The sequence below is a fragment of the Nocardioides oceani genome, assembly GCF_030412965.1.
Classification (GTDB): domain Bacteria; phylum Actinomycetota; class Actinomycetes; order Propionibacteriales; family Nocardioidaceae; genus Nocardioides; species Nocardioides oceani.
In genome coordinates this window covers 113,393-133,570 of sequence record NZ_JAUHJQ010000002.1, presented here as the reverse complement: position 1 = coordinate 133,570, position 20,178 = coordinate 113,393, and the positions used below count along the sequence as shown (strand labels likewise).

The 20,178-nt window shown below is 73.2% G+C and carries 20 protein-coding genes; 4 read left to right on the top strand and 16 right to left on the bottom strand.

Translation table 11 applies throughout. From position 1 onward, the window contains the following. Positions 1–96: 96 nt before the first annotated feature. Positions 97–1,323: a 4-hydroxyphenylpyruvate dioxygenase gene (gene hppD, locus QWY28_RS06155; RefSeq protein ID WP_300951440.1), complete on the bottom strand. Its 1,227-nt coding sequence runs from the start codon at positions 1,321–1,323 to the stop codon at positions 97–99. 83 nt (positions 1,324–1,406) lie between these two features. On the opposite strand from hppD, the gene QWY28_RS06150 reads away from it, so the two are divergent. Beyond that, on the top strand, positions 1,407–1,916 hold the full coding sequence (locus tag QWY28_RS06150; protein WP_300951439.1) for an Lrp/AsnC family transcriptional regulator: 510 nt from the start codon (positions 1,407–1,409) through the stop codon (positions 1,914–1,916). 84 nt (positions 1,917–2,000) lie between these two features. Here the strand turns inward: QWY28_RS06150 and QWY28_RS06145 are convergent, their stop codons facing one another. From QWY28_RS06145 to QWY28_RS06125, 5 genes are all read right to left on the bottom strand, one after another. Next, the gene (locus tag QWY28_RS06145; RefSeq protein WP_300951438.1) at positions 2,001–2,648 is read right to left on the bottom strand and encodes an IclR family transcriptional regulator; all 648 of its coding nucleotides are present in this window, start codon (positions 2,646–2,648) and stop codon (positions 2,001–2,003) included. 280 nt (positions 2,649–2,928) lie between these two features. Further along, positions 2,929–4,617 (bottom strand): DEAD/DEAH box helicase, encoded by a 1,689-nt coding sequence (locus QWY28_RS06140; protein ID WP_439117244.1) that lies wholly within the window; start codon positions 4,615–4,617, stop codon positions 2,929–2,931. A 146-nt stretch (positions 4,618–4,763) separates the two neighbouring features. Then, a complete protein-coding gene (locus QWY28_RS06135; protein WP_300951437.1) occupies positions 4,764–5,033 on the bottom strand; it encodes a DUF3039 domain-containing protein in 270 nt (89 codons plus the stop codon). A gap of 56 nt (positions 5,034–5,089) precedes the next feature. Then, positions 5,090–5,647: a YqgE/AlgH family protein gene (locus QWY28_RS06130; RefSeq protein ID WP_336622406.1), complete on the bottom strand. Its 558-nt coding sequence runs from the start codon at positions 5,645–5,647 to the stop codon at positions 5,090–5,092. 145 nt (positions 5,648–5,792) lie between these two features. Beyond that, positions 5,793–6,359, bottom strand: a complete 567-nt coding sequence (locus QWY28_RS06125; protein WP_300951435.1) for a hypothetical protein — start codon at positions 6,357–6,359, stop codon at positions 5,793–5,795. A gap of 131 nt (positions 6,360–6,490) precedes the next feature. Between QWY28_RS06125 and QWY28_RS06120 the strand changes: the two genes are divergently transcribed. Next, positions 6,491–7,219 carry a TetR/AcrR family transcriptional regulator gene (locus QWY28_RS06120; protein ID WP_300951434.1) on the top strand — a complete coding sequence of 243 codons (729 nt, stop codon included), beginning with the start codon at positions 6,491–6,493 and terminating at the stop codon, positions 7,217–7,219. Between the two features lie 48 nt (positions 7,220–7,267). On the opposite strand, the gene QWY28_RS06115 is transcribed toward QWY28_RS06120, so the two are convergent. From QWY28_RS06115 to QWY28_RS06095, 5 genes are all read right to left on the bottom strand, one after another. Beyond that, positions 7,268–8,281, bottom strand: a complete 1,014-nt coding sequence (locus QWY28_RS06115; RefSeq protein ID WP_300951433.1) for a DUF3048 domain-containing protein — start codon at positions 8,279–8,281, stop codon at positions 7,268–7,270. Positions 8,282–8,432: 151 nt separating this feature from the next. Continuing rightward, the gene (locus QWY28_RS06110) at positions 8,433–9,200 is read right to left on the bottom strand and encodes an SDR family NAD(P)-dependent oxidoreductase (protein WP_300951432.1); all 768 of its coding nucleotides are present in this window, start codon (positions 9,198–9,200) and stop codon (positions 8,433–8,435) included. Between the two features lie 85 nt (positions 9,201–9,285). After that, positions 9,286–9,720: an HIT family protein gene (locus tag QWY28_RS06105; RefSeq protein WP_300951431.1), complete on the bottom strand. Its 435-nt coding sequence runs from the start codon at positions 9,718–9,720 to the stop codon at positions 9,286–9,288. Further along, positions 9,720–11,159 (bottom strand): M15 family metallopeptidase, encoded by a 1,440-nt coding sequence (locus QWY28_RS06100; protein WP_300951430.1) that lies wholly within the window; start codon positions 11,157–11,159, stop codon positions 9,720–9,722. Before QWY28_RS06100 ends, QWY28_RS06105 begins: the two co-directional genes overlap by 1 nt. Positions 11,160–11,189: 30 nt before the next feature. Beyond that, a complete protein-coding gene (locus QWY28_RS06095) occupies positions 11,190–12,317 on the bottom strand; it encodes a glycerophosphodiester phosphodiesterase (protein WP_300951429.1) in 1,128 nt (375 codons plus the stop codon). A gap of 118 nt (positions 12,318–12,435) precedes the next feature. On the opposite strand from QWY28_RS06095, the gene QWY28_RS06090 reads away from it, so the two are divergent. Continuing rightward, positions 12,436–13,899, top strand: a complete 1,464-nt coding sequence (locus tag QWY28_RS06090) for a DUF1800 domain-containing protein (RefSeq protein ID WP_300951428.1) — start codon at positions 12,436–12,438, stop codon at positions 13,897–13,899. A gap of 8 nt (positions 13,900–13,907) precedes the next feature. Continuing rightward, entirely contained in the window at positions 13,908–15,167 is a 1,260-nt protein-coding gene (locus tag QWY28_RS06085; protein ID WP_300951427.1) for a DUF1501 domain-containing protein, read from the top strand. Between the two features lie 18 nt (positions 15,168–15,185). Here the strand turns inward: QWY28_RS06085 and QWY28_RS06080 are convergent, their stop codons facing one another. The 5 genes from QWY28_RS06080 to QWY28_RS06060 form a co-directional block, all read right to left on the bottom strand. After that, positions 15,186–15,911, bottom strand: a complete 726-nt coding sequence (locus tag QWY28_RS06080; protein ID WP_300951426.1) for a response regulator transcription factor — start codon at positions 15,909–15,911, stop codon at positions 15,186–15,188. A gap of 23 nt (positions 15,912–15,934) precedes the next feature. Then, positions 15,935–16,705, bottom strand: coding sequence for a phosphate ABC transporter ATP-binding protein PstB (pstB, locus tag QWY28_RS06075; RefSeq protein ID WP_300952276.1), 771 nt, complete (start codon positions 16,703–16,705; stop codon positions 15,935–15,937). 131 nt (positions 16,706–16,836) lie between these two features. Beyond that, on the bottom strand, positions 16,837–17,748 hold the full coding sequence (pstA, locus tag QWY28_RS06070) for a phosphate ABC transporter permease PstA (protein ID WP_300951425.1): 912 nt from the start codon (positions 17,746–17,748) through the stop codon (positions 16,837–16,839). Next, on the bottom strand, positions 17,748–18,677 hold the full coding sequence (pstC, locus tag QWY28_RS06065; RefSeq protein WP_300951424.1) for a phosphate ABC transporter permease subunit PstC: 930 nt from the start codon (positions 18,675–18,677) through the stop codon (positions 17,748–17,750). Before pstC ends, pstA begins: the two co-directional genes overlap by 1 nt. Positions 18,678–18,699: 22 nt before the next feature. After that, positions 18,700–19,671, bottom strand: coding sequence for a PstS family phosphate ABC transporter substrate-binding protein (locus tag QWY28_RS06060; RefSeq protein ID WP_300951423.1), 972 nt, complete (start codon positions 19,669–19,671; stop codon positions 18,700–18,702). Positions 19,672–20,178 lie beyond the last annotated feature (507 nt).

The following is a 20,178-nucleotide window of genomic DNA, read 5'->3' as shown; positions in this document are numbered from 1 at the left end:
CGACAGGCGGACACCCCTGCCGCCACCGGTCCCATGCCCCCGGCCGGAGCGCGGCATTCACCTGACCGGGCAGAACCACCCGGTCGGGTGAACCCGTCACAGGTTGCCGCGGGCCTCCTGCTCACGCTCGATCGCCTCGAACAGCGCCTTGAAGTTCCCCTTGCCGAAGCCCAGCGACCCGTGCCGCTCGATGAGCTCGTAGAAGACCGTCGGCCGGTCCCCCACCGGCTTGGTGAAGATCTGGAGGAGGTAGCCGTCCTCGTCCCGGTCGACCAGGATGCGGCGCGCCTTGAGCTCCTCGATCGGCACCCGCACCTGCCCGATCCGCGCCCGCAGCTCGGGGTCGTCGTAGTAGGAGTCGGGGGTGTCGAGGAACTCCACACCGTTGGCCCGCATGATGTCGACGGTCCGCAGGATGTCGTTGGTCGCGAGCGCGATGTGCTGGCAGCCGGCGCCGTCGTAGAACTCGAGGTACTCGTCGATCTGCGAGCGCTTCTTGGCGATCGCGGGCTCGTTGAGGGGGAACTTCACCCGGTGGTTGCCGCTCGCGACGACCTTCGACATCAGCGCGGAGTAGTCGGTGGCGATGTCGTCGCCGATGAACTCCGCCATGTTCGCGAAGCCCATCACCCGGTGGTAGAAGTCCACCCACTCGTCCATCCGGCCGAGCTCGACGTTGCCGACGCAGTGGTCGACGGCCTGGAACAGTCGCTTCGGGTGGCCCTCCGACCGCACGAGCGTCGAGGTGCGCGCGACGTACCCGGGCAGGTAGGGACCGGCGTACCGCGAGCGGTCGACGAGGGTGTGGCGGGTCTCCCCGTACGTCGCGATCGCGGCGGTCCGCACGGTGCCGTGCTCGTCGGACTCGTCGTGCGGCTCGACCAGCACGGTCGCACCCGAGGCCCGCGCGTGCTCGATGCAGGCGTCCACGTCGGGCACCTCCAGCGCGAGGTCGACGACCCCGTCGCCGTGCCGCCGGTGGTGGTCGAGCACGGGGCTGTCGGGCGTCACGCCACCGGTCAGCACGAAGCGGGCGCTGCCCGAGCGGAGCACGTAGGACTTCGTGTCCCGGCAGCCGGTCTCGGGGCCGCGGTAGGCCTCGAGGTCCATGCCGAACGCGAGCTGGTAGAACGCCGCGGCCTGGGTCGCGTTGCCGACGACGAAGCCGATCGCGTCCATCGCGGTGACGGGGAACGGGTCGCGGCTCGCGTCGTACTCGACCAGCCCGACGAGCTCGCGCAGCTGGTCGAGGGTGAGGTCGGCCTTGAGCTCGTCGGCGGTGAGGGCGCCGCCGGTGGTGGGGCTGTCCTGGGTGGTCGTCATGGCGCGCAGCGTGGCCCGGGTCCCGCAACTTGTGCAATGGTGACCCGGGGTGCTGGACAGGTTGACCAGTCGGAGGGGCAACGGTGGACGAGCTGGACGGCAGGTTGCTCGCCCTGCTGCGCGACGAGCCCCGGGTGGGCGTGCTCGAGGCGTCGCGGCGGCTCGGCGTCGCGCGCGGCACGGTGCAAGCGCGGCTCGACCGGCTGGTCGCGCGCGGCGTGGTGACCGGGTGGGGGCCCGAGCTCGACCCGGCGGCGCTGGGCTACCCAGTCACCGCGTTCCTGAGCCTGGAGATCCAGCAGGCGCCGTCCGGCGCCTCGACGGCCGGCGGCCACGACGCCGTCGCCGCGCACCTCGCCACGATCCCGGAAGTGCTCGAGGCGCACACCACGACCGGAGGCGGCGACCTGGTGGCCCGCGTGGTCGCCCGGTCCAACACCGACCTCCAGCGGGTCATCGACGCCGTGCTCGCCTCCGACGCCGTCGTCCGCTGCTCGACGACCATCGCGCTGGCCACCCAGGTGGCGTACCGGACGCTGCCGCTCGCGCTGGCGGCGGCCGGGCGGGCGGAAGGTTCATCGGCCGGCCGATGAACCTGGCGCTCGGACGCTGAAGCTTCATCGGCCAACCGGGAGATTTATCGGCCGGCCGATGAAACGTCGAGCCGGTCGCCCAGTTCAGTCCGCCCGCAGCCGCTCGGCCACCTCGCGGGCGGCGTCGACCACGCGGGGGCCGACCCGGCCGGCGTCGAGGTCGCCGAGGGTGACGATGCCGACGCTGGCCTCGAGCCCGTCGACGCCGAGCACCGGCGCGGCCAGCCCGCGAGCACCGGCCTGGAGCTCCCCCGAGGTGGCGCACCAGGGGGCCCGTTCGGGGTCGCGGTCGCGGCCGAGCAAGATCGCCCGGCCGGCCGCGCCCTGCCCGAGCGGGTGCCGCGAGCCGATCCGGTAGCCCACGTGGAAGTCCGTCCACGACGGCTCCACCACCGCGAGCGCCAGCGCCTCCTCCCCCTCGGCGACGGTCAGGTGCGCGGTGCAGCCGACCGCCTCGGCGAGCGAGCGCAGCACCGGCGCGGCGAGGTCGCGCAGCACCGGCTGGACGGCCGAGGCCAGGTGCAGGACGCCGAGCCCGACGTGGAGCCGGCCGCGGCCGTCGCGGCGCAGGAGGGCGTGCTGCTCGAGGGTGCTCACGAGGCGGTACGCCACGGTGCGCGGCACGTCCAGACGGGTGGCCGCCTCGGTCACCGTGAGCCCGTCCGGCGCGGCCGCGAGCAGCCCGAGCAGGCGCAGGCCCCGGTCGAGCGTCTGGGAGGTCTCCGCCGGCACGTTCCCACCCTAGGGACACCCGCCTCTCGTCGCAGACGAGTCGCGGGGACTGCGCAGTCCGGGGCGGTCCGTGGCGCAACAATCGTTCAATTGAACGATTGCGACACGATGCAAGCGCTTGCACACGTCACAACCGTTCAATTGCGCGATTGTGACAGCCCGGCCAGTGACCGGCCCCGGCGACCGCCCGGCCAGCGAACGAGCACCGGCGACCGCCCGGCCAGCGAGCGGCCCTGGCGACCGCCCGGCCAGCGACCGAGCACCGGCGACCGGAGAGGCCTCAGGACGACTTGCGCGTCGCCGCCCACTCGCGGATGCGGTCGATCCGGGCGTGCAGCTGCTCGGCGTTGGCGACGGCGGCGGCGGGCCCGCCGCACTCCTTGCGCAGCGCGGCGTGGGTGATGCCGTGCGCCTGGCCGGTGCGGTGGTGCCAGGCGGCGACGAGCCCGTTGAGCTCGCGGCGGAGCACCGCCAGCTGCTCGTGGGTGCTCAGCTGCGCCACCGAGTCCCCCGCGGCCTCCGCCGGGGTGGCGACCGCCTTCTGCTTGCGGGCCCGGTCGCTCTGCCGCTGGCGCAGCAGCTCGCGCATCTGGTCGGGCTCGAGCAGGCCGGGGATGCCGAGGAAGTCCATCTCCTCCTCGGAGCCGACGTGCACCTCGCCCGCGTGGCCCCACTCGCCGCCGTCGAAGAGGACCCGGTCGAAGCGGGCCTCGGACCCGAGCGCCTCGAACGACATCTCGAGCTCGGCCGAGGCGGCCTCGCTCTCGTTGGCGCGGGCGAGCAGCTCGTCCTCGGCGGCGAAGATGTCGCCCTCGTCGGTGACCTTGCGGCCCAGGACGTGGTCGCGCTCGACCTCCATCTCCGAGGCGAAGCCGAGGAGCGAGGGCACCGAGGGCAGGAACACCGACGCGGTCTCGCCGCGGGCCCGGGCGCGCACGAAGCGGCCGACGGCCTGGGCGAAGAACAGCGGCGTCGAGGTCGTGGTCGCGTAGACCCCGACGGCCAGCCGCGGGACGTCGACGCCCTCGGAGACCATCCGGACCGCGACCATCCACCGGTCCTCGCTGTCGGTGAACGCCGAGATCTTCTTCGAGGCCAGCTTCTCGTCGGACAGCACGACGGTCGGCGACTCGCCGCTGATCTGCTTGAGCAGCTTGGCGTAGGCGCGGGCGCTGTCCTGGTCGGTGGCGATGACCAGGCCGCCGGCGTCGGGGACGTGGCGACGTACCTCCGAGAGCCTCTTGTCGGCCGCGGCGAGCACCGACGGCATCCACGAGCCGGTGGGGTCGAGCGCGGTGCGCAGCGCCTGGTTGGTCAGGTCCTTGGTCAGCGGCTCGCCGAGCCGCGCGGACACCTCGTCGCCGGCGCGGGTGCGCCACTGCATGTCACCGGAGTAGGCCATGAACAGCACCGGCCGGACCACGTGGTCGGACAGGGCGTGGGCGTAGCCGTAGGTGTAGTCGGCCACCGAGCGCGGCACGCCGTCGGGCCCGGGCGCGTAGGTGACGAACGGGATCGGGTTGATGTCGGAGCGGAACGGCGTGCCGGTCAGCGCCAGCCGCCGGGCCGCGGGCTCGAACGCCTCGCGGACGCCCTCGCCCCACGACAGCGCGTCGCCGGCGTGGTGGACCTCGTCGAGGATGACCAGCGTCTTGAACCGCTCCGCGCGGATCCGCATGGCCAGCGGGTTGACCGCGACGCCGGCGTACGTCACCGCGACCCCGACGAAGTCACCGGACGTCTTGCCCTTGCCGGCGGAGTACGTCGGGTCGATGGGGATCCCCGCACGGGCGGCGGCCTCGGCCCACTGGAGCTTGAGGTGCTCGGTCGGCGCGACCACGATGATCCGGTCGACGATGCGCCGGCCAAGCAGCTCGGCGGCCACCGAGAGCGCGAAGGTCGTCTTGCCCGCGCCGGGGGTCGCCACCGCGAGGAAGTCGCGGGGCTGCTCGGCGAAGTACTTGCTCATCGCCGCCTGCTGCCACGCGCGCAGCGAGGGCGCCGTGCCCCAGGCCGCCCGCTCCGGCCAGGCCGGGCTGAGCGCGGGCGTCAGCGTGGGGTCGTCGGTCGCGGTGCTGCTGGTCTGGCGGGCGGTCGGGCGGTCCTGCCGTCCGCTCACTCGTCGTCCGAGTCGTCGCGCATGCTCTCCCAGGCTTCCTTGCACTCGGGACAGACCGGGAACTTCTCCGGCGCGCGGCTCGGCACCCAGACCTTGCCGCACAGGGCGACGACGGGGGTGCCCATCACCATCGCCTCGGTGAGCTTGTCCTTCTCGACGTAGTGCGAGAACCGCTCGTGGTCACCGTCGTCGGTGGGGACGGTGTGACGGTCCTCGCGGACCCTCTCGTCGACGGCGGTGCCGGTCCCGAATCCGATCTGGCTCACGGTGCCAGCCTACGTCAGGTCACCCCCATCGCGGTCAGTCGTGGGCGACCTCGCGCTCAGTTCAGGTCGGGGTCGACCGGTCGCGTGGCGTGCCAGGCCAGCTCGCCCGGCTGGCGGCGCATGACGTCGCGCCACAGGTCGGTCGGGTCGAGCCGGAAGACGTCGCCGGCCTCGCCGGGCACGACGTACCAGCTGCCCTCGTCGACCTCGGCCTCGAGCTGGCCCGCGCCCCACCCGGCGTACCCGGCGAAGATGCGCAGCCCCTGCAGCGTGCCCTCGACGAGCTCCACGGGGGTGTCGAGGTCCAGCAGGCCGAGGCGCCCCTCGACGGGGCGGAAGCCGACCGGCGCGTCGTCGGCGTCGCTCAGCATCGCCACCGCCAGCGCCCCCTCGGCGCCCACGGGACCGCCCTGGAAGAGGACCTCCGGCTCGGCGACGACCTCGGCCCACCCGCCGAGGACCTCCGAGACGGCGACCGGCGAGGGCCGGTTGAGCACCACGCCGAGCGCGCCGCCGTCGTCGACGTCGAGGAGGAGGACGACCGAGTCCGCGAAGTTCGGATCGAGCAGGGCCGGTGCGGCCACCAGCAACATCCCCGCCCGCAGCTCGCTCACGAGGCCACTATGGCGCACGTGCGGGCACGCGGCGGGACGCATGACGGCCCCGGCCCGACGCGAGGGAGGGTGCGGCGTGGACCGCGGGGAGGGTGCGTCGGGGCCGGGGCCGTCAGACCAGGGCGCCTGGCCGGTGCGGGACCGGTCAGGCGGCGAGGGCTGCGCGGAGGCGGCCGAGGCGCTGGCGCAGGGCCGGCCGGAGACCGGCGTGCCGCGCCTCGCTCGAGGACCGGGCTGCGGCGATCGCGGCGCCGAGGGTCCGCGCGCGCTGCTCGATGCGGGCGCCGGTGGCCGCCGCGAGGGCGGCACCGCGGGTGTCGTGGACGCTCGCGCGACCGGCCATGACGGCGAGCAGGATGTGCTCCTTGCGGGTCGCCTTGGCGATGGCCTGGGCCATCGCGTCGTCGACCGGGTGCTCGCGGTAGTGGTCGAGGATGGCCCGGGTGCCCGGCATCTCCTCGGCCATCGAGCGCCACGCCGTGATGACGGCGCCCTCGAGGTCCAGGGGCTGGTGCATCAGCTCGCGCTCGATGCGGCCGGCCAGGCGGGTGTGCCAGCGCAGGGACAGGGCCCCATAGAGCGACAGCTCGTCGCCGAAGGTCTCGCGGACGCCGGTCAGGTCCATCGGCAGGACGCCGTCGCGGCGGTGGTCGGCGGCTCGGATGACGGAGCGCAGGATCTCTCCGCGGTTGTGAAAGGAAGTCCAGGTCATGGTCAGCTCCTCCTCGGGGCACTCACATACCGTGAGTACGTACCCAGAGTACGGAGCCATACTCACGGTATGCAACGCAGTGGCGGGTGATCCGCGACACCCGTACCGACGGTCGGTCCTAAACTGCCGGGATGCCACCGAAGCCGAGCGTCTCCAAGCTGGTGCCGAAGGTCCCGGGCGTGCCCGGGGTCTCGGGCGCCAGCCGCCGCCAGCAGTACTCCGCCTCCACCAAGCGGGCGCTGGTCGACGTGGCCGAGGAGCTCTTCACCGACCTGGGGTACGCCGCGGCGTCGCTCGACACGATCGTCGCCGGCGCGCGGGTGACCAAGGGCGCGCTCTACCACCACTTCAGCGGCAAGCAGGCGCTCTTCGAGGCGGTCTTCGAGCGGGTCGAGTCCGACGCCTCGCGCGCGATCCAGAAGGCGCTGCGCGGCAAGAAGGACCCCTGGGAGAAGGCGCTGGCCGGCCTGCAGGCGTTCCTCGCGGTCGTGCAGGAGCCGCGCTACCGCCGCATCGTTATCCAGGAGGGCCCGTCGGTCCTCGGCTACGAGCGCTTCCGCGAGCAGGAGGAGCGCTCGACCTTCGCCAACGTCCTCGACATCGTCCGCGCCGTGCTCAACGCCGGCACGTGGGAGCTCGAGGAGGACATGCTGCAGACCTTCGCGCGGATCTTCTTCGGCGCGATGTCCTCGGCCGGTGAGTCCGTGTCGAGCTCCGAGGACCCGATCGCGGCGGCCGAGCGGGTCGAGACCGCGATCGCCTTCATCCTCCAGGGGTTCCAGGCGCTCGCCGACGCCGACGTACCCCTCCCCGGCGGCACCGCGGTCGGTGCCGGCGGCGACGCCGCGGAGACCAGCTGAGGGAGGGCCGGAGACGACTCGCGGGCCGGCCGGGTCGGGCCGGGTGGGTCAGCGGCTGACGGTGACGGTGCCTGCCTCGCGCGGGACCAGCTCGATCCAGGTGCGCCCGGCGGGCACCTTCAGCTCGCCCTGCTTCGTGGACAGCTCGATGGGTGCGTCGAGGCTCTTCTTCGACCACGTGCCGCGGACCACCCGGCCGTCGTGGAAGAGCATCGCCTCGCCGGTGCCCTCGAGCTTGGTCTCGGGGACCGGGTTGCCGGCCGGGTCGCGGTAGCCGGCGTCGCCGACCTCCACGCGGAGCACCAGGACGGAGTCGGCCGGGAACTCGTCGCCCTCGGCGGCGTAGGTCCCCTCGTTGACGTAGCCGCCGTCACGGAAGGCCCAGGTGGTGGTGTGGCTGCCGCCGAAGCTCGCGGCCAGCCGGCTGGCCGGCTTGCCCTTCGGCAGGTCGGCCGCCTCCCCCCAGGCGAGGTAGTCGGCCGGGCGGTCGCCGCCCTTCGTCAGGGTGGCGGTCGCGGTCATGTCGGTGAACAGGTTGTACGGCGCGCTGCGGCCGCTCGCGCGGTAGAAGCCCTTCGCACCCTCGCCGAAGAACTCGATCCCCGCGCCGTTGATGCGCTTGATCGTGATCGGCGCGGCGCCGCTGGTGACCATCGCGGCGTCGACGGGGCTGACGATGCCGATGTCGCTGGCGCGCATCGAGCGGACCGGGCCGGCGTCGCTGGGGATCTTGGAGTAGAAGAACGCCGCGAGCCGGGTCATGCCGCCCTCGACGAGCTCCTCGACGACGAGGTCGGCGGAGCCGAGGCCGACCTGCGGGGCGCTGGAGGAGGTGTTGTCCATCTTCAGCACCAGCACGGGGTGGTCCTGAGTGGCGGAGTCGTCGCCCTTGACCGGCAGGCCGGTCAGCGGCCAGGTCGAGGCGAGGGTGGAGCCGGCGCTGGTGGCCTGCGGGTCGGCGCCGCCCTCCCCCTCCGAGCCGTCGTCCCCGCCGCAGGCGGAGAGGACGAGGGCGGTCGCGGCGAGGCTGGTGACGAGGGCGCGGGTCCGGGTGCGGCGCACGGCGGGCTCCAATGCAGGTGTGGATTGACTAGTGGATCGGTCGACTAAGGCCGACGAGTCCAGTGTGCGATGCGTCGGCGCGGCGAGCGCGGAGGCGCGCCAGGGTGGGGAGGGCCGTCACACGCGGGAGGCCCTCCCCGCCGGTGGCCGGTCAGCCGAGCTTGGCGCCGCCGTCGACGTACAGCGTCTGGCCGGTGATGTAGGAGGCCTCGTCGCTGGCGAGGAACGCGACCGCGGCCGCGATGTCCTCGGGGAACCCGACCCGGCGGACCGGGTTGGCCTCGGCGTTGAGCTTGCGGAACTCCTCGACGTCCATCTTCAGCCGTGCGGCGGTGGCGTCGGTCATCTCGGTGGCGATGAAGCCGGGCGCGATCGCGTTCGCGTTGATGCCGAACGGGCCGAGCTCGATGCCGAGGGTGCGGGTGAAGCCCTGCACGCCCATCTTCGCCGCCGAGTAGTTGGCCTGGCCGCGGTTGCCCAGCGCGGAGACGCTCGAGAGGTTCACGATCTTGCCGTACTTCTGCTCCACGAAGTGCTTCTGGGCGGCCTTGGTCATGAGGAAGGCGCCCTTGAGGTGCACGCCCATGACCAGGTCCCAGTCCTGCTCGGTCATCTTGAACAGCAGGTTGTCGCGCGTGATGCCGGCGTTGTTCACCAGGATGTGGATGCCACCGAGCTCGGTGACGACCCGCTCGACCGCGGCGTCGACGGACTCGCCGTTGCTGACGTCGGCACCGATGCCCACCGCCTTCGCGCCGTCGACCAGCGGGAGCCTCCCGGCCGCCTCCGCGGCGGCGGACTCGTCGAGGTCGATGATCGCGACCGACGCGCCCTCCTCGGCGAAGCGGGTGGCGGTGCCGAACCCGATCCCGCGGGCGGCTCCGGTGACGACGGCGACGCGCCCGTCGAATCGACCCATGTCTGCACTCCTGTTGCTCGGTGGCTGGTGTCCGCTGGTGTCCGTGGTGGACGAGGCCACACGCTACGACAGGGTCACGGGGCGGTCACGACAGGGCCGCACGCAGCCTGGCGGCGTACGCCGTCCGCTCGGCCGGGTCCTCGTAGCGGTGCCGCGGCCAGAAGAACCCGCGCAGGCCGTCGCCCTTCGTGCGCGGCACGACGTGCAGGTGCAGGTGCGGCACGGACTGGCTCACCACGTTGTTCATGGCCACGAAGGACCCCTGCGCCCCGAGCGCGTCGACCACGGCGGTGGCGAGCCGCTGGGCGTGCGCCAGGAACGGGTCGCGCAGCGGGCCGGGCAGGTCCGGCAGCGTGACGACGTGCGTGCGCGGGACGAGCAGCACGTGCCCCTTGAAGACCGGCCGCTGGTCGAGGAACGCGACGAAGTCCTCGTCCTCCAGCACCCGGTCGGCCTCGGCGTCCCCCGCGACGATCGCGCAGAAGACGCACGCGCCGCCGGCACCCGCAGCGGCGGGCATCAGTGGCAGACCACGGTGCCGCAGGCGCGGGCGACCGGACCGGGCAGGGCCCGCCCACTGGCGGTCCGCGCGTCGAAGTGGTGGGCGTCGAAGGTCCCGTAGGTCCAGCGCAGGCCGTGGGCGGCCATCAGCCGCACGACCGCGTGGTCGCGTGAGCGCCAGGCGACGCGGGGGTGGCTGCGGCCGACCCACCAGCTGTTGGGCGTCCAGCCGTGCGAGGCGCGGTAGGGGTTCTCCCACGGGTTGACGTCCAGGGAGCGGCCATAGGAGTGCGGCGAGCGGACCCCGGGCCGGCCCACGACCCAGCGGCAGTTGAACGCGGAGGTGTTCCCCGCCGCCATCGAGCGGTAGTCGTCGGCGCCCTGGAGGCGGCCCGACCACCCGAACCGGTCGACGCGGTACATCGAGCGGATCGGGAACCGCCGCTCGTGCATGGCGGCGAGCGCCCCGCCGATCCGGCCGGCGGCGGACGCGGCGGCGACGACCTCGCCGCGGTACCGGTAGCCGTCGTAGCCGAAGTAGTTGACCCGGACCAGGCGGAGCCCGGCGCGCCCGACCGGGCAGCCGGGGTGCCAGCTGCGGCCGACCATCGAGCGCCACACGCCGTCGGGGATGCGAGTGACCTGCAGCTGCGGGCCGACGCCGGTCGCCCGCGGCTGCGGCGGCAGCGGCACCCGGGGCCGGGGCGCACCCGCCGGGAGCACGACGCGCTCGCCCGGGGGAACGTTGTCCACGCGGTGCACGGGGCTGGTCCCCCGCTCGGTCCAGGCGTTCCCGCGCGCCACCGCGCGCCAGGCGGTGTCGACGCGCGGGCGCACCACGACCTCCGTCCGCCCGTCGCGGCGCGTGATGACCTCCCGGTGCAGCCGCCAGGGTCCGCCGCGCACCTTCCGCTGCAGCGCGACCTTCCCCGGGACGGGCTCGCCGGCGCCGGTGCGCCACACGACCCGCAGCCGCACCTGCTCGCCGTCGGCCACGCGCTCCGGGCCCTCGACGCGCACGCGGCTGGTCCGCTTGAGCAGCGGCGCCTGGTACGCCGGCGAGCCCGAGGCGGCGTACGTCGCGTCGCCGGCGAAGCTCGCCCGGAACACGTTGTCCGGCCTGCTCCGAGCCAGCACCGCCTCCACCACGACGCTGCCGGCCTCGTCGGTGACCGGTGTGGCCAGCGTGGTCCAGGTGCCGCCGACGTACCGCTCGAGCAGCACGGGGACCCCGGCGACCGGCGCACCGTCGGCGCTGGTGGTCAGCGTGGCGACCACGTCGGTCGGCCGGTCGGCGTACCGCGCGGGCGCGGTGATCGTCAGCGTCGTGGGCAGCGGGTCGGCCGCGGCGGCGGGACCGGCGGGTCCCACCACCGCGAGACCGGCCACGGCGGCGACCAGCGTCGTGACGAGCATCGAGAGGACGGTCGAGAGGGGGGTCAGCCAGCGCCCGAGCATGCAGCGATCATGCCGCGCGCCGCCGACGGATCAGGAGAGCCACTCCTCGCGCGCGTCGACCGCGGAGTCGGGGTGGTCGGCGAAGACGCCGTCGACACCGGCCTCGAAGAGCGCGAGCAGCTCGGCCCGCACGTCGCCCTTCGCGGTCGGGCTGGTGCCGCGGCGGAAGTCGGTGGCCATGAACTGGTTCTCGTCGCGGACCGTGAACACCACGACCCGCAGGCCGGCGCGGTGCGCGTCGGCGACCAGCGTGCTCGGGCCGGTGAGCGCCCCGGCGGCGTCCCGCGGGAGGACGAGGTCCTTGTTGGGGCCCAGCCAGTCGGCGTACCGCGCGACCTGCCGCAGGCCCGCCGGCGTCACCATCTGGCGGTACGTCGTGCCGGAGGCGGCCAGGTCGTAGGGGCCGCCGGCGGCGTCGACGAGCTGCTCGATGGGCGCGTCGACCATCCGGTCGAGCTCGCGCAGGTTGCCGGTCTCGAAGGACTGCAGCAGCACCTTCGCGCGGCGGCCGTCGAGGTCGTGCTTGCGCAGCAGCCGCACCAGCGGCTCCTCCAGCGACAGCCCGATGGAGTCGAAGTACGTCGGGTGCTTGGTCTCCGGCGCGACACCGATGGTCCTGCCGGTCTCCTTCTCCAGCCGCGCCACCAGCTCGAGGACCTCGGCGAAGGTCGGCACCTCGAACCGCCCGTCGTAGCGGGTGTTGTCCGGCCGGACCTGCGGCAGCCGCTCCTTCGCGCGCAGCGTCTTGAGCTCGGCGAGGGTGAAGTCCTCGGTGAACCAGCCGGTGACAGCGCGGCCGTCGATCGTCTTCGTGGTGCGCCGGTCCGCGAACTCGGGGTGGTCGGCGACGTCGGTGGTCCCGGAGATCTCGTTCTCGTGGCGCGCCACCAGGACGCCGTCCTTGGTCGACACCAGGTCGGGCTCGATGTAGTCGGCGCCGAGCTGCACGGCGAGGCGGTACGCCGCGAGCGTGTGCTCGGGCCGGTAGCCCGACGCGCCGCGGTGGCCCACGACGATCGGCTCGGCCTGCTTGCCGGGCGAGGGATTGCCGGGCCGGGCCTCGGCCGGCGCGACGAGCGCGGGGGCGACGAGGGCGGGGACGAGGACGGGCAGGACGGCGGAGGAGAGCAGCGCGAGGACGCGGGTCCGAGAGGTCATGACCCGACCCGACCGGTCGCCGGTGGCCGAACGGTCACGGTTCGGTGAAGTCACCACGAACGGCGGCGGTCGGGCCGCACACTTCCCGCGGGGGATTTCCGTCCGGGAGGGAAATCGAGTGTCCGAGCATGCACGCCGCGCCGCGGCGTACGCGCCGCTGCCCGTGCTGGAGCCGGCGGCGCACCACCTGGTCTCGCGGTTCAGCCACGGCGTGACGCCCGCGCTGACCACCGCGGTCCGCCGCAAGGGCCACCTGGCGTGGTTCGAGGAGCAGCTGCGTCCGGCGCGGGTCGCCGACCCCGCGGGCGACGCGCTCGCCGCCTGGTGGCCCGACCTGTCGCTGACGCCGCTGGAGCTGTGGACCCGGCAGGTCAAGGGCGTGCGTGGCGGCTGGGACGTCATGCGCGACTACGGCTCGTGGCTGCTGGCGCGGCGGCACACCAGCACCCGCCAGGTGCTGGAGGTGGTGACCGGGTTCTGGGAGAACCACCTGCACGTGCCGGTCACCTCCGACGGCCACTTCACCTGGCGGGCGCGGTACGGCGCGCTGGTGCGGCAGCACGCGCTGGGTCGGTTCGACCGGATGCTCGTCGCGGCGGTCACCCACCCGGCGATGCTGCTGCACCTCGACGCCGCCCGGTCCACCGCCGAGGCGCCGAACGAGAACCTCGGCCGCGAGCTGCTCGAGCTGTTCACGGTCGGCGTCGGGCGCTACACCGAGGACGACGTCAAGGACTCCGCGCGGATCCTCACCGGCTGGCACGTGGACACCAACGACACCTGGCAGGCGATGTACGTCCCCGAGCACCACAGCACCGGGCCGGTCCGCGTGGGCACGTTCCGCGACCCGAACCCCTCCCGCGACGGCCGGGCGCTCACCCGCCGCTACCTCACCCACCTCGCGCACCACCCCGACACCGCCGCGCACCTCGCGCGGAAGCTGGCCGTGACGTTCGTCAGCGACGACCCGCCGGCCGCGCTCGTCCGGCTGCTCGCCCGGACCTACCTCGAGCACGACACCGCGATCGTGCCGGTGCTCCGCGCCCTGGTCCGCTCCCCCGCCTTCCGAGCGGCCGCCGGTGCGAAGCTGCGCGACCCCTCCGAGGACGTCGTCGCGACCTACCGCGCGCTCGGCGTCCGGTTGCTCCCGCCCGTCAGCAGCCAGTCCGCGACCGCCGCGATGCTCGGCTCGACCGGCGCGCTCGGCCTCACGACCGGCACCTGGCCGCGCCCGGACGGCGCGCCCACGACGAACGCCGCCTGGTCCTCCCCGCTGCGGGTGCTGGCCTCGGTCGACCTGCACTGGTCGATGGCGCACCAGAGCTGGCCGAGCAAGGAGCTCGTGCACCGCGCCACCGCGGACTACCTGCCGCCGCTGCCGGTCACGCTGCAGGAGCTCGTCGACCACGTCAGCCGGATCGTGCTGGGCAAGCCGGCGCCGGCGTACCTCGTCGAGGCGTGCGCGCTCGCGACCGGCTACCCCGCCGGCGAGGTGGTCACCGCCGAGCACGCGCTCGTGAAGCATCACGTGCCCAAGGTGCTGGCCACCCTCCTCGACTCCCCCGACCACTACTCCCGGTGAGGCCCGCGATGACGACCCCCACCCCCGCCCCCTGCTGCGAGGAGTACGCCGCCGCGCGGCTCGGCCGGCGCTCCTTCCTCGGCGGCGCGGCGCTCGTGGGTGCCGCGACGACCACGTTCGGCTCGACGGTCCTCTCCTCGGCGCCCGCGGCGGCCGCCGAGCCGGGTGCCGCGCCCTGGGCGCTGGTCGTCGTGTCGCTGCGGGGCGCGGCCGACGGCCTGTCGCTCGTCGTCCCGCACGGCGACCCGGCCTACTACCAGGCCCGGCCGCGGATCGGCGTCCCCGCCGAGCGGCTGCTCGAGGCCGACGCGATGTTCGGGCTGCACCCGGCCCTCGAGCCGCTGGTGCCGCTGTGGTCCTCGGGCCGGATGGCCGCGGTCCACGCCGCCGGCCTGCCCGCGCCCAACCGCTCGCACTTCTCGGCGATGGAGGAGGTCGAGGAGGCCGCGCCCGGGTCGCGCACCCGCTCGGGCTGGCTCAACCGCCTGCTCGGCACCGACGCCGACACCTCGCCGCTGCAGGGCCTGAGCATCGGCACCCGCCCCACCGCGATGGTCGGCGACCAGCCGACGATGGCGATGTCGTCGAACGTCGGCAGCATCAAGGTCGCCGGCGCAGCGACGCCGACCGCCACCGACAGGCGGATCGCCTCGCTGGAGCGGATGTGGGGCGGGCGCACCACCGGCCTCGGCCCGGGCATGCGGTCGGCGCTCGACGCGGTGGCCCGCTTCGCGCCGGTGCGCGAGTCGGCCGACCCGGCCAAGGCCTACCCCTCGACCGACCTCGGCCGGGCGCTGGCCACGGTCGCCCGCACCGTCCGCGCCGACGTCGGTTCCTCGGTGTTCACCGTCGACCACGGCGACTGGGACATGCACACCGACATCGGCTCCTCGACCGGCGGCTGGCTGTTCAACAACGCCCGCTCGCTGGCCCAGGCGGTCGCGGCGTTCTTCGCCGACCTCGGCCCGCTGGCCGACCGGGTCACGCTGGTGACGGTCAGCGAGTTCGGCCGCCGGACGGTCGAGAACGCCGAGAAGGGCCTCGACCACGGCTGGGGCAACGTCGTGCTGCTCGCGGGCGCCGGGGTCAAGGGCGGTTACCACGGCCGCTGGCCCGGGCTGACCGTCTCCGGCGACGCCGACCTGGAGGTCACCACCGACTACCGCTCGGTGCTCGCCGAGGTCGTGACGCGGCGTACCGGCTCCTCGACGGCGGCCGTCTTCCCCGGCTTCGCCCCCGAGCGGGTCGGGGTGATGGCGGGCGCCTGAGCCGGTCGGGCGGTCGGGTCAGTCCAGCGTGAGCGCGTAGCCGCGTCCCCGCAGCCGCCGGATCCGGGCCACGCCCTCGAGTCGGTGGCGCAGCCGGGCGACGTGCACCGCGATGGTGTTGTCGCTCGGCCCCACTCCCTCGCTCCCCCACAGCGACGCGCGCAGCTCGTCGTTGCCAACGACGCCGGGCGCGCGCCGCAGGAGCGCGTGCAGCAGCTCGAACTCCTTGCCCGGCAGGTCGGGCGCGCGGGTGCCGTGGACGACCACCGCGTAGGTGTCGGGGTCGACCTCCAGCGGGCCGTAGGACACCCGCCCGCCGCCGGTCGTCCCGTCGGCGAGGCCCGGGGCGAAACGCGCCAGCACCTCGCACAGGCTCGCGGCCGTGTAGGGCCGGGTGACCGCGGCGCCCGCGCCCGCCACGAGCAGCGGGCCGGCGTCGGGGCCGTCGAGCACGTCGAGGGCAGCGACGACGAGCGCGGCGGAGTGCGCGCGCACCGTCGCCACCAGCTCGGCGGCGTCCAGCGGTCCGGGGACCGACGGCGCCACGACCACGACGTGCGGGTCGAGCCGGCCGAGCAGGACGAGCGCGTCGGCCGTCGTGCCGGTCACGGTCGCCTCGACGCCGAGCTCGGCCAGCTCGCAGACGAGCCGGTCGTCGCCTCTCGTGTCGACGACCAGCAGCCGCGCCCCCCTCGCGCCGCCCGGTCGTCCGGTCCGGGGCCGCGGCCCCAGGTCTGCAGTCATCGGAGTGTCCCGGGGGGTGTGGATCAGCCGAAGCGACCGGAGATGTAGTCCTCGGTCCGCTTGTCGTGGGGGTTGGAGAAGATGTTCCGGGTCTGGTCGAACTCGACGAGCAGGCCGGTGCGGTTGCCGGTGGTCTCGTCGGGCCGCGCGGTGAAGAAGGCGGTGCGGTCGGAGACGCGGGCCGCCTGCTGCATGTTGTGGGTGACGATGATGATCGTGTAGTCGCTACGCAGCTCGAGCATGAGGTCCTCGACGCGCGAGGTCGCGATCGGGTCGAGCGCGGAGCACGGCTCGTCCATGAGGATGACGTCGGGCCGGGTCGCGATGGTCCGCGCGATGCACAGGCGCTGCTGCTGGCCGCCGGAGAGGCCGTACGCCGACTGCTTGAGCTTGTCCTTGACCTCGTCCCACAGCGCCGCGCCGCGCAGGGCCTGCTCGACCAGCTCGTCCATGTCGTCGACCTTCATGCCGGTGACCCGGGGGCCGTAGGCGATGTTGTCGTAGATCGACTTGGGGAACGGGTTCGGCTTCTGGAAGACCATGCCGATGTGGGTGCGGACCGCGATCGGGTCGACGTTCTTCGCGTAGATGTTCTGGCCGTGGTAGTTGACCTCGCCCTCGACGCGCGCGCCGGTCACCAGGTCGTTCATCCGGTTCAGGCAGCGCAGCACCGTCGACTTGCCGCAGCCCGACGGGCCGATCAGCGCGGTGATCTCGTTCTTGCCGAAGGTCAGGTTGACGTCGTGCACGGCGTGGAAGTCGCCGTAGTAGACGTTGAGCTTGTAGGCCTCCATGACCGGGTCCGGCGGGACGTCGGCCAGCTGGCGGTCGGCCTCGCCGTGGACGGCCGCGAAGCCGCTCGGGTCGGCGGCGGAGGGGGCACCAGCGGTGGCGGTGGCGGGCTTGATGGACATGGGGTGACTCCTCACCAGCTGCGCTGGAACTTGTTGCGGATGAAGATGGCCAGGGCGTTGAGGCCCAGGATCATCACGAGCAGGACGACGATCGCCGCGGAGGCGGCGGTCTGGAAGTCCTCCTGGGACTGGCTCGTCAGCGAGAAGATCTGCATCGGCAGCGCGGTGATCTCGCTGAGCAGGCCCTCGGGGTCGAACCGGACGCCGGTGGCCAGGCCGACGATGATGAGCGGAGCGGCCTCGCCGATGGCCCGGGACAGGCCCAGGATCGTGCCGGTGGCGATGCCCGGCACCGCTGAGGGCAGGGTCTGGCGCCAGGTCGTCTGCCACACGGTCGCGCCGAGGGCGAGCGAGCCCTGCCGGATCTCCTGCGGCACCGCCCGGACTGCCTCGCGGGTGGTGATGATGATGACCGGGAGGATCAGCAGCGCCAGCGCGATGGCGCCGCCGAGCACGATGCCGGTGCGCTGGAAGCCCATGAACGCCATGACCGCGACGGCCAGCAGGCCGTAGACGATGGCGGGGACCGCGGCGAGGTTCTGCAGGTTCAGCTCGATGAACCGGTTCCACCAGCGGTTGCCGTCGGAGAACTCCTCGAGGTACAGCGCGGCGGCGATGCCGAGCGGGACCGCGAAGAGCGCCGTGAAGAGCATCAGCCACAGGGAGCCGAGGATCCCGGCGCGGAAGCCGGTCGACTCGGGCCGCACCCGCGAGCTGTAGTCGGTGATCAGCGCGCCGTCGAAGCGCGGCGCACCGGTGATGGCGGTGTCGAGGATCAGGACCACCAGGACCATGACCCCGAAGAACAGCGAGAACCACAGGGCGCCCAGGAAAGCGAGGGAGCCGACGCTGCGGTCCCGGCTCTTGCCGGTGGCGACCGAGCTGGTGGTGACCTCGCGGGCGGTGGTGGCGGCGACGCTCATCAGTAGACCTGCCTGAACCGGCGGACGAGGGCGATGCTGATCATGTTGATCACGAAGGTGATCACGAACAGCAGCATCCCGACCGCGAAGAGGGTGTTGTACGACGTGGAGCCGACGGGGTTCTCACCGCCGGCGGTGGTGGCCATGAAGCCGGTCATGGTCTGCATGCCCTCGCGGGGGTCCCACGAGAGGTTCTTCTGCGCGCCGGCGGCGAGCGCGACGATCATCGTCTCGCCCACGGCCCGGGACATGCCGAGCACGACCGCGGCGGCGACGCCCGAGAGCGCGGCGGGCAGGACGACGCGGAGCGTGGTCTGCATCCGGTTGGCGCCCATCGCGAGCGAGCCCTGGCGCAGCGCCTGCGGCACCGCGGACAGGGCGTCCTCGGAGAGCGAGGCCACCGTCGGCACGATCATCACGCCGAGCACGAGGCCGGCGGCGAGCGAGTTGGTGAACCCGACCTCGAGGTTCAGCAGGTCCTGCAGCAGCGTCGGCGTGACGAAGGTCAGCGCGAAGAAGCCGTAGACCACCGACGGCACGCCGGCGAGCAGCTCGACGGTCGGCTTGAGGAACTTCCGGGCCCGCCGGGAGGCGTACTCCGACAGGTACATCGCGGCGCCGAGGCCGAGCGGCACCGCGACGAGCAGGGCGATGACCGTGGTCATCGCGGTGCCCGCCACGAGCGGCAGGACGGCGTACGTGCCCTCGGTCGCGAAGAAGTCCCCGAACGGGACCTCGGCGAAGAAGTCGAGGACGGGCTTGATGAGCGCGGCGATGATCCCGAAGGTCACGAGGACCGACAGGAGGGCCGCGCAGAAGAGGACCGCCTTGATGACGGACTCGACGGGCCGCCGCTGGCGGCCGAGGCTGGGGACGCCGGGCAGGCCCGTCCCGGAGGACGGGCCTGCGCCGGTGCTGATGCTGCTCATGCGAGCGGGACCTTCGTTCCGATCAGGAGGCGGAGATGCCCTCGAGACCCGACTGGGTCTCGCTGTAGAGCTCGTCGCTCAGCGGGATGAACTGGCCGATCTCGGCGATCTCGGCGAGGTTCTCGATGTAGAAGTCGACGTAGGCCTTGGTGGCCTCGTTGTCGTTGTACTTCGCGTTGTTGACGTAGATGAACAGCGGGCGGGCGAGCGGGGTGTACTCGCCGGCCTGGGCGGTCTCGGCCGAGGGCTCGACGCAGCCGTTGCCGTCGTCGATCGAGAGCGCCTTCAGCGAGTCGGCGTTCTCCTCGAAGTAGGTGTAGCCGAAGTAGCCGGTGCCGCCCTCGGTGCCCGCGACGCCCTGGACCAGGACGTTGTCGTCCTCGGAGGCCTCGTAGTCGGTGCGGGTCGTCTCGGACTCGGCGCCGATCACGTCGTTGGCCATGTAGTCGAAGGTGCCGGAGTCGGAGCCGGGACCGAAGAGGCTGATCTCCTGGTCGGGGAAGCTCGGGTCGACCTGGTTCCAGTTGGTGACCTTGCCCTCGGAGTCGGGGCCCCACAGCGTGACGATCTGCTCGGTGGTCAGGCAGTCGACCTCGAGGTCGGGGTGGACGACCATCGTCAGCGCGTCGGTGGCGACCTGGAGCTCGGTGTACTCGATGCCGTTCTCCTCGCACAGCGCGATCTCGTCCTCCTCGATCGGGCGGGAGGCGTCGGAGATGTCGGTCTCGCCGGCGCAGAACTTCTCGAAGCCGCCACCGGTGCCGGACTCGCCGACGGTGACCTTGACGTCGGGGTTCTCCTCGGACAGCAGCTCGGAGGCCGCGTCGCTCATCGGGAAGACCGTGGACGAGCCGTCGACGGCGACGGAGCCGCTCACGTCGCTCGAGCTGCCACCCTCGTCGCTGCCGGCGTCGGACCCGCCACAGGCGGAGAGGGCGAGGGCGAGGACGGCGACGCCGGGGACGATCCCACGGCGGAAGGAAGTGCGCTTCACGCGTTTGCTCCTGAAGTCTCGGGTGATGACGCCGAGGACGCTAAGGAGACCGGGTGACGCCGAAGGCTGACGATCCTGAACAGAACGTGAACAACCGTGAAGCAGTTCCTCAAGGAGGCGGACCGCCGACGCGGCTCATCCCTCCGGCAGCTCGGACCGCCGACGCTCGCGGCCGGTGCGGGCGTCGAGCGCGACGACGCCCTCGGTGCCGCTGACCGCCCACAGGGTCGGGCCGTCCGGCGACACAGCACGCTGCGCGCCGGCTCGGTGGGCCCTCCCACGGGTCGGGGCGTCGTCTCGCCCGCCACCGGCCACAGCAGGACGCCGGCGTCGTCCTTCTGCGTCATCGCGAGGACCCGGCCGTCGGGTGAGCCGCTCCAGCCGCGGGTCGACAGCCGTCGCGGCGGTCGCCCGCTGCGTCCCGTGGCCGGACCCTGGACGTCGTCCGGGGCGCTCGCGTCCGATCCGCGGCGGTTCGTCACCGCCCCGGACGACCAGAGCCGCCCC

What these genes read in the sequence shown, in the direction of transcription:
- hppD (WP_300951440.1), bottom strand. Translation starts at nt 1,323, where the DNA reads ATGACGACCACCCAGGACAGCCCCACCACCGGCGGCGCCCTCACCGCC.
- QWY28_RS06140 (WP_439117244.1), bottom strand. Translation starts at nt 4,617, where the DNA reads ATGAGCAAGTACTTCGCCGAGCAGCCCCGCGACTTCCTCGCGGTGGCG.
- QWY28_RS06125 (WP_300951435.1), bottom strand. Translation starts at nt 6,359, where the DNA reads ATGACCTGGACTTCCTTTCACAACCGCGGAGAGATCCTGCGCTCCGTC.
- QWY28_RS06120 (WP_300951434.1), top strand. Translation starts at nt 6,491, where the DNA reads ATGCCACCGAAGCCGAGCGTCTCCAAGCTGGTGCCGAAGGTCCCGGGC.
- QWY28_RS06110 (WP_300951432.1), bottom strand. Translation starts at nt 9,200, where the DNA reads ATGGGTCGATTCGACGGGCGCGTCGCCGTCGTCACCGGAGCCGCCCGC.
- QWY28_RS06105 (WP_300951431.1), bottom strand. Translation starts at nt 9,720, where the DNA reads ATGCCCGCCGCTGCGGGTGCCGGCGGCGCGTGCGTCTTCTGCGCGATC.
- QWY28_RS06100 (WP_300951430.1), bottom strand. Translation starts at nt 11,159, where the DNA reads ATGCTCGGGCGCTGGCTGACCCCCCTCTCGACCGTCCTCTCGATGCTC.
- QWY28_RS06095 (WP_300951429.1), bottom strand. Translation starts at nt 12,317, where the DNA reads ATGACCTCTCGGACCCGCGTCCTCGCGCTGCTCTCCTCCGCCGTCCTG.
- QWY28_RS06085 (WP_300951427.1), top strand. Translation starts at nt 13,908, where the DNA reads ATGACGACCCCCACCCCCGCCCCCTGCTGCGAGGAGTACGCCGCCGCG.
- QWY28_RS06080 (WP_300951426.1), bottom strand. Translation starts at nt 15,911, where the DNA reads ATGACTGCAGACCTGGGGCCGCGGCCCCGGACCGGACGACCGGGCGGC.
- pstB (WP_300952276.1), bottom strand. Translation starts at nt 16,705, where the DNA reads ATGGAGGCCTACAAGCTCAACGTCTACTACGGCGACTTCCACGCCGTG.
- pstA (WP_300951425.1), bottom strand. Translation starts at nt 17,748, where the DNA reads ATGAGCGTCGCCGCCACCACCGCCCGCGAGGTCACCACCAGCTCGGTC.
- pstC (WP_300951424.1), bottom strand. Translation starts at nt 18,677, where the DNA reads ATGAGCAGCATCAGCACCGGCGCAGGCCCGTCCTCCGGGACGGGCCTG.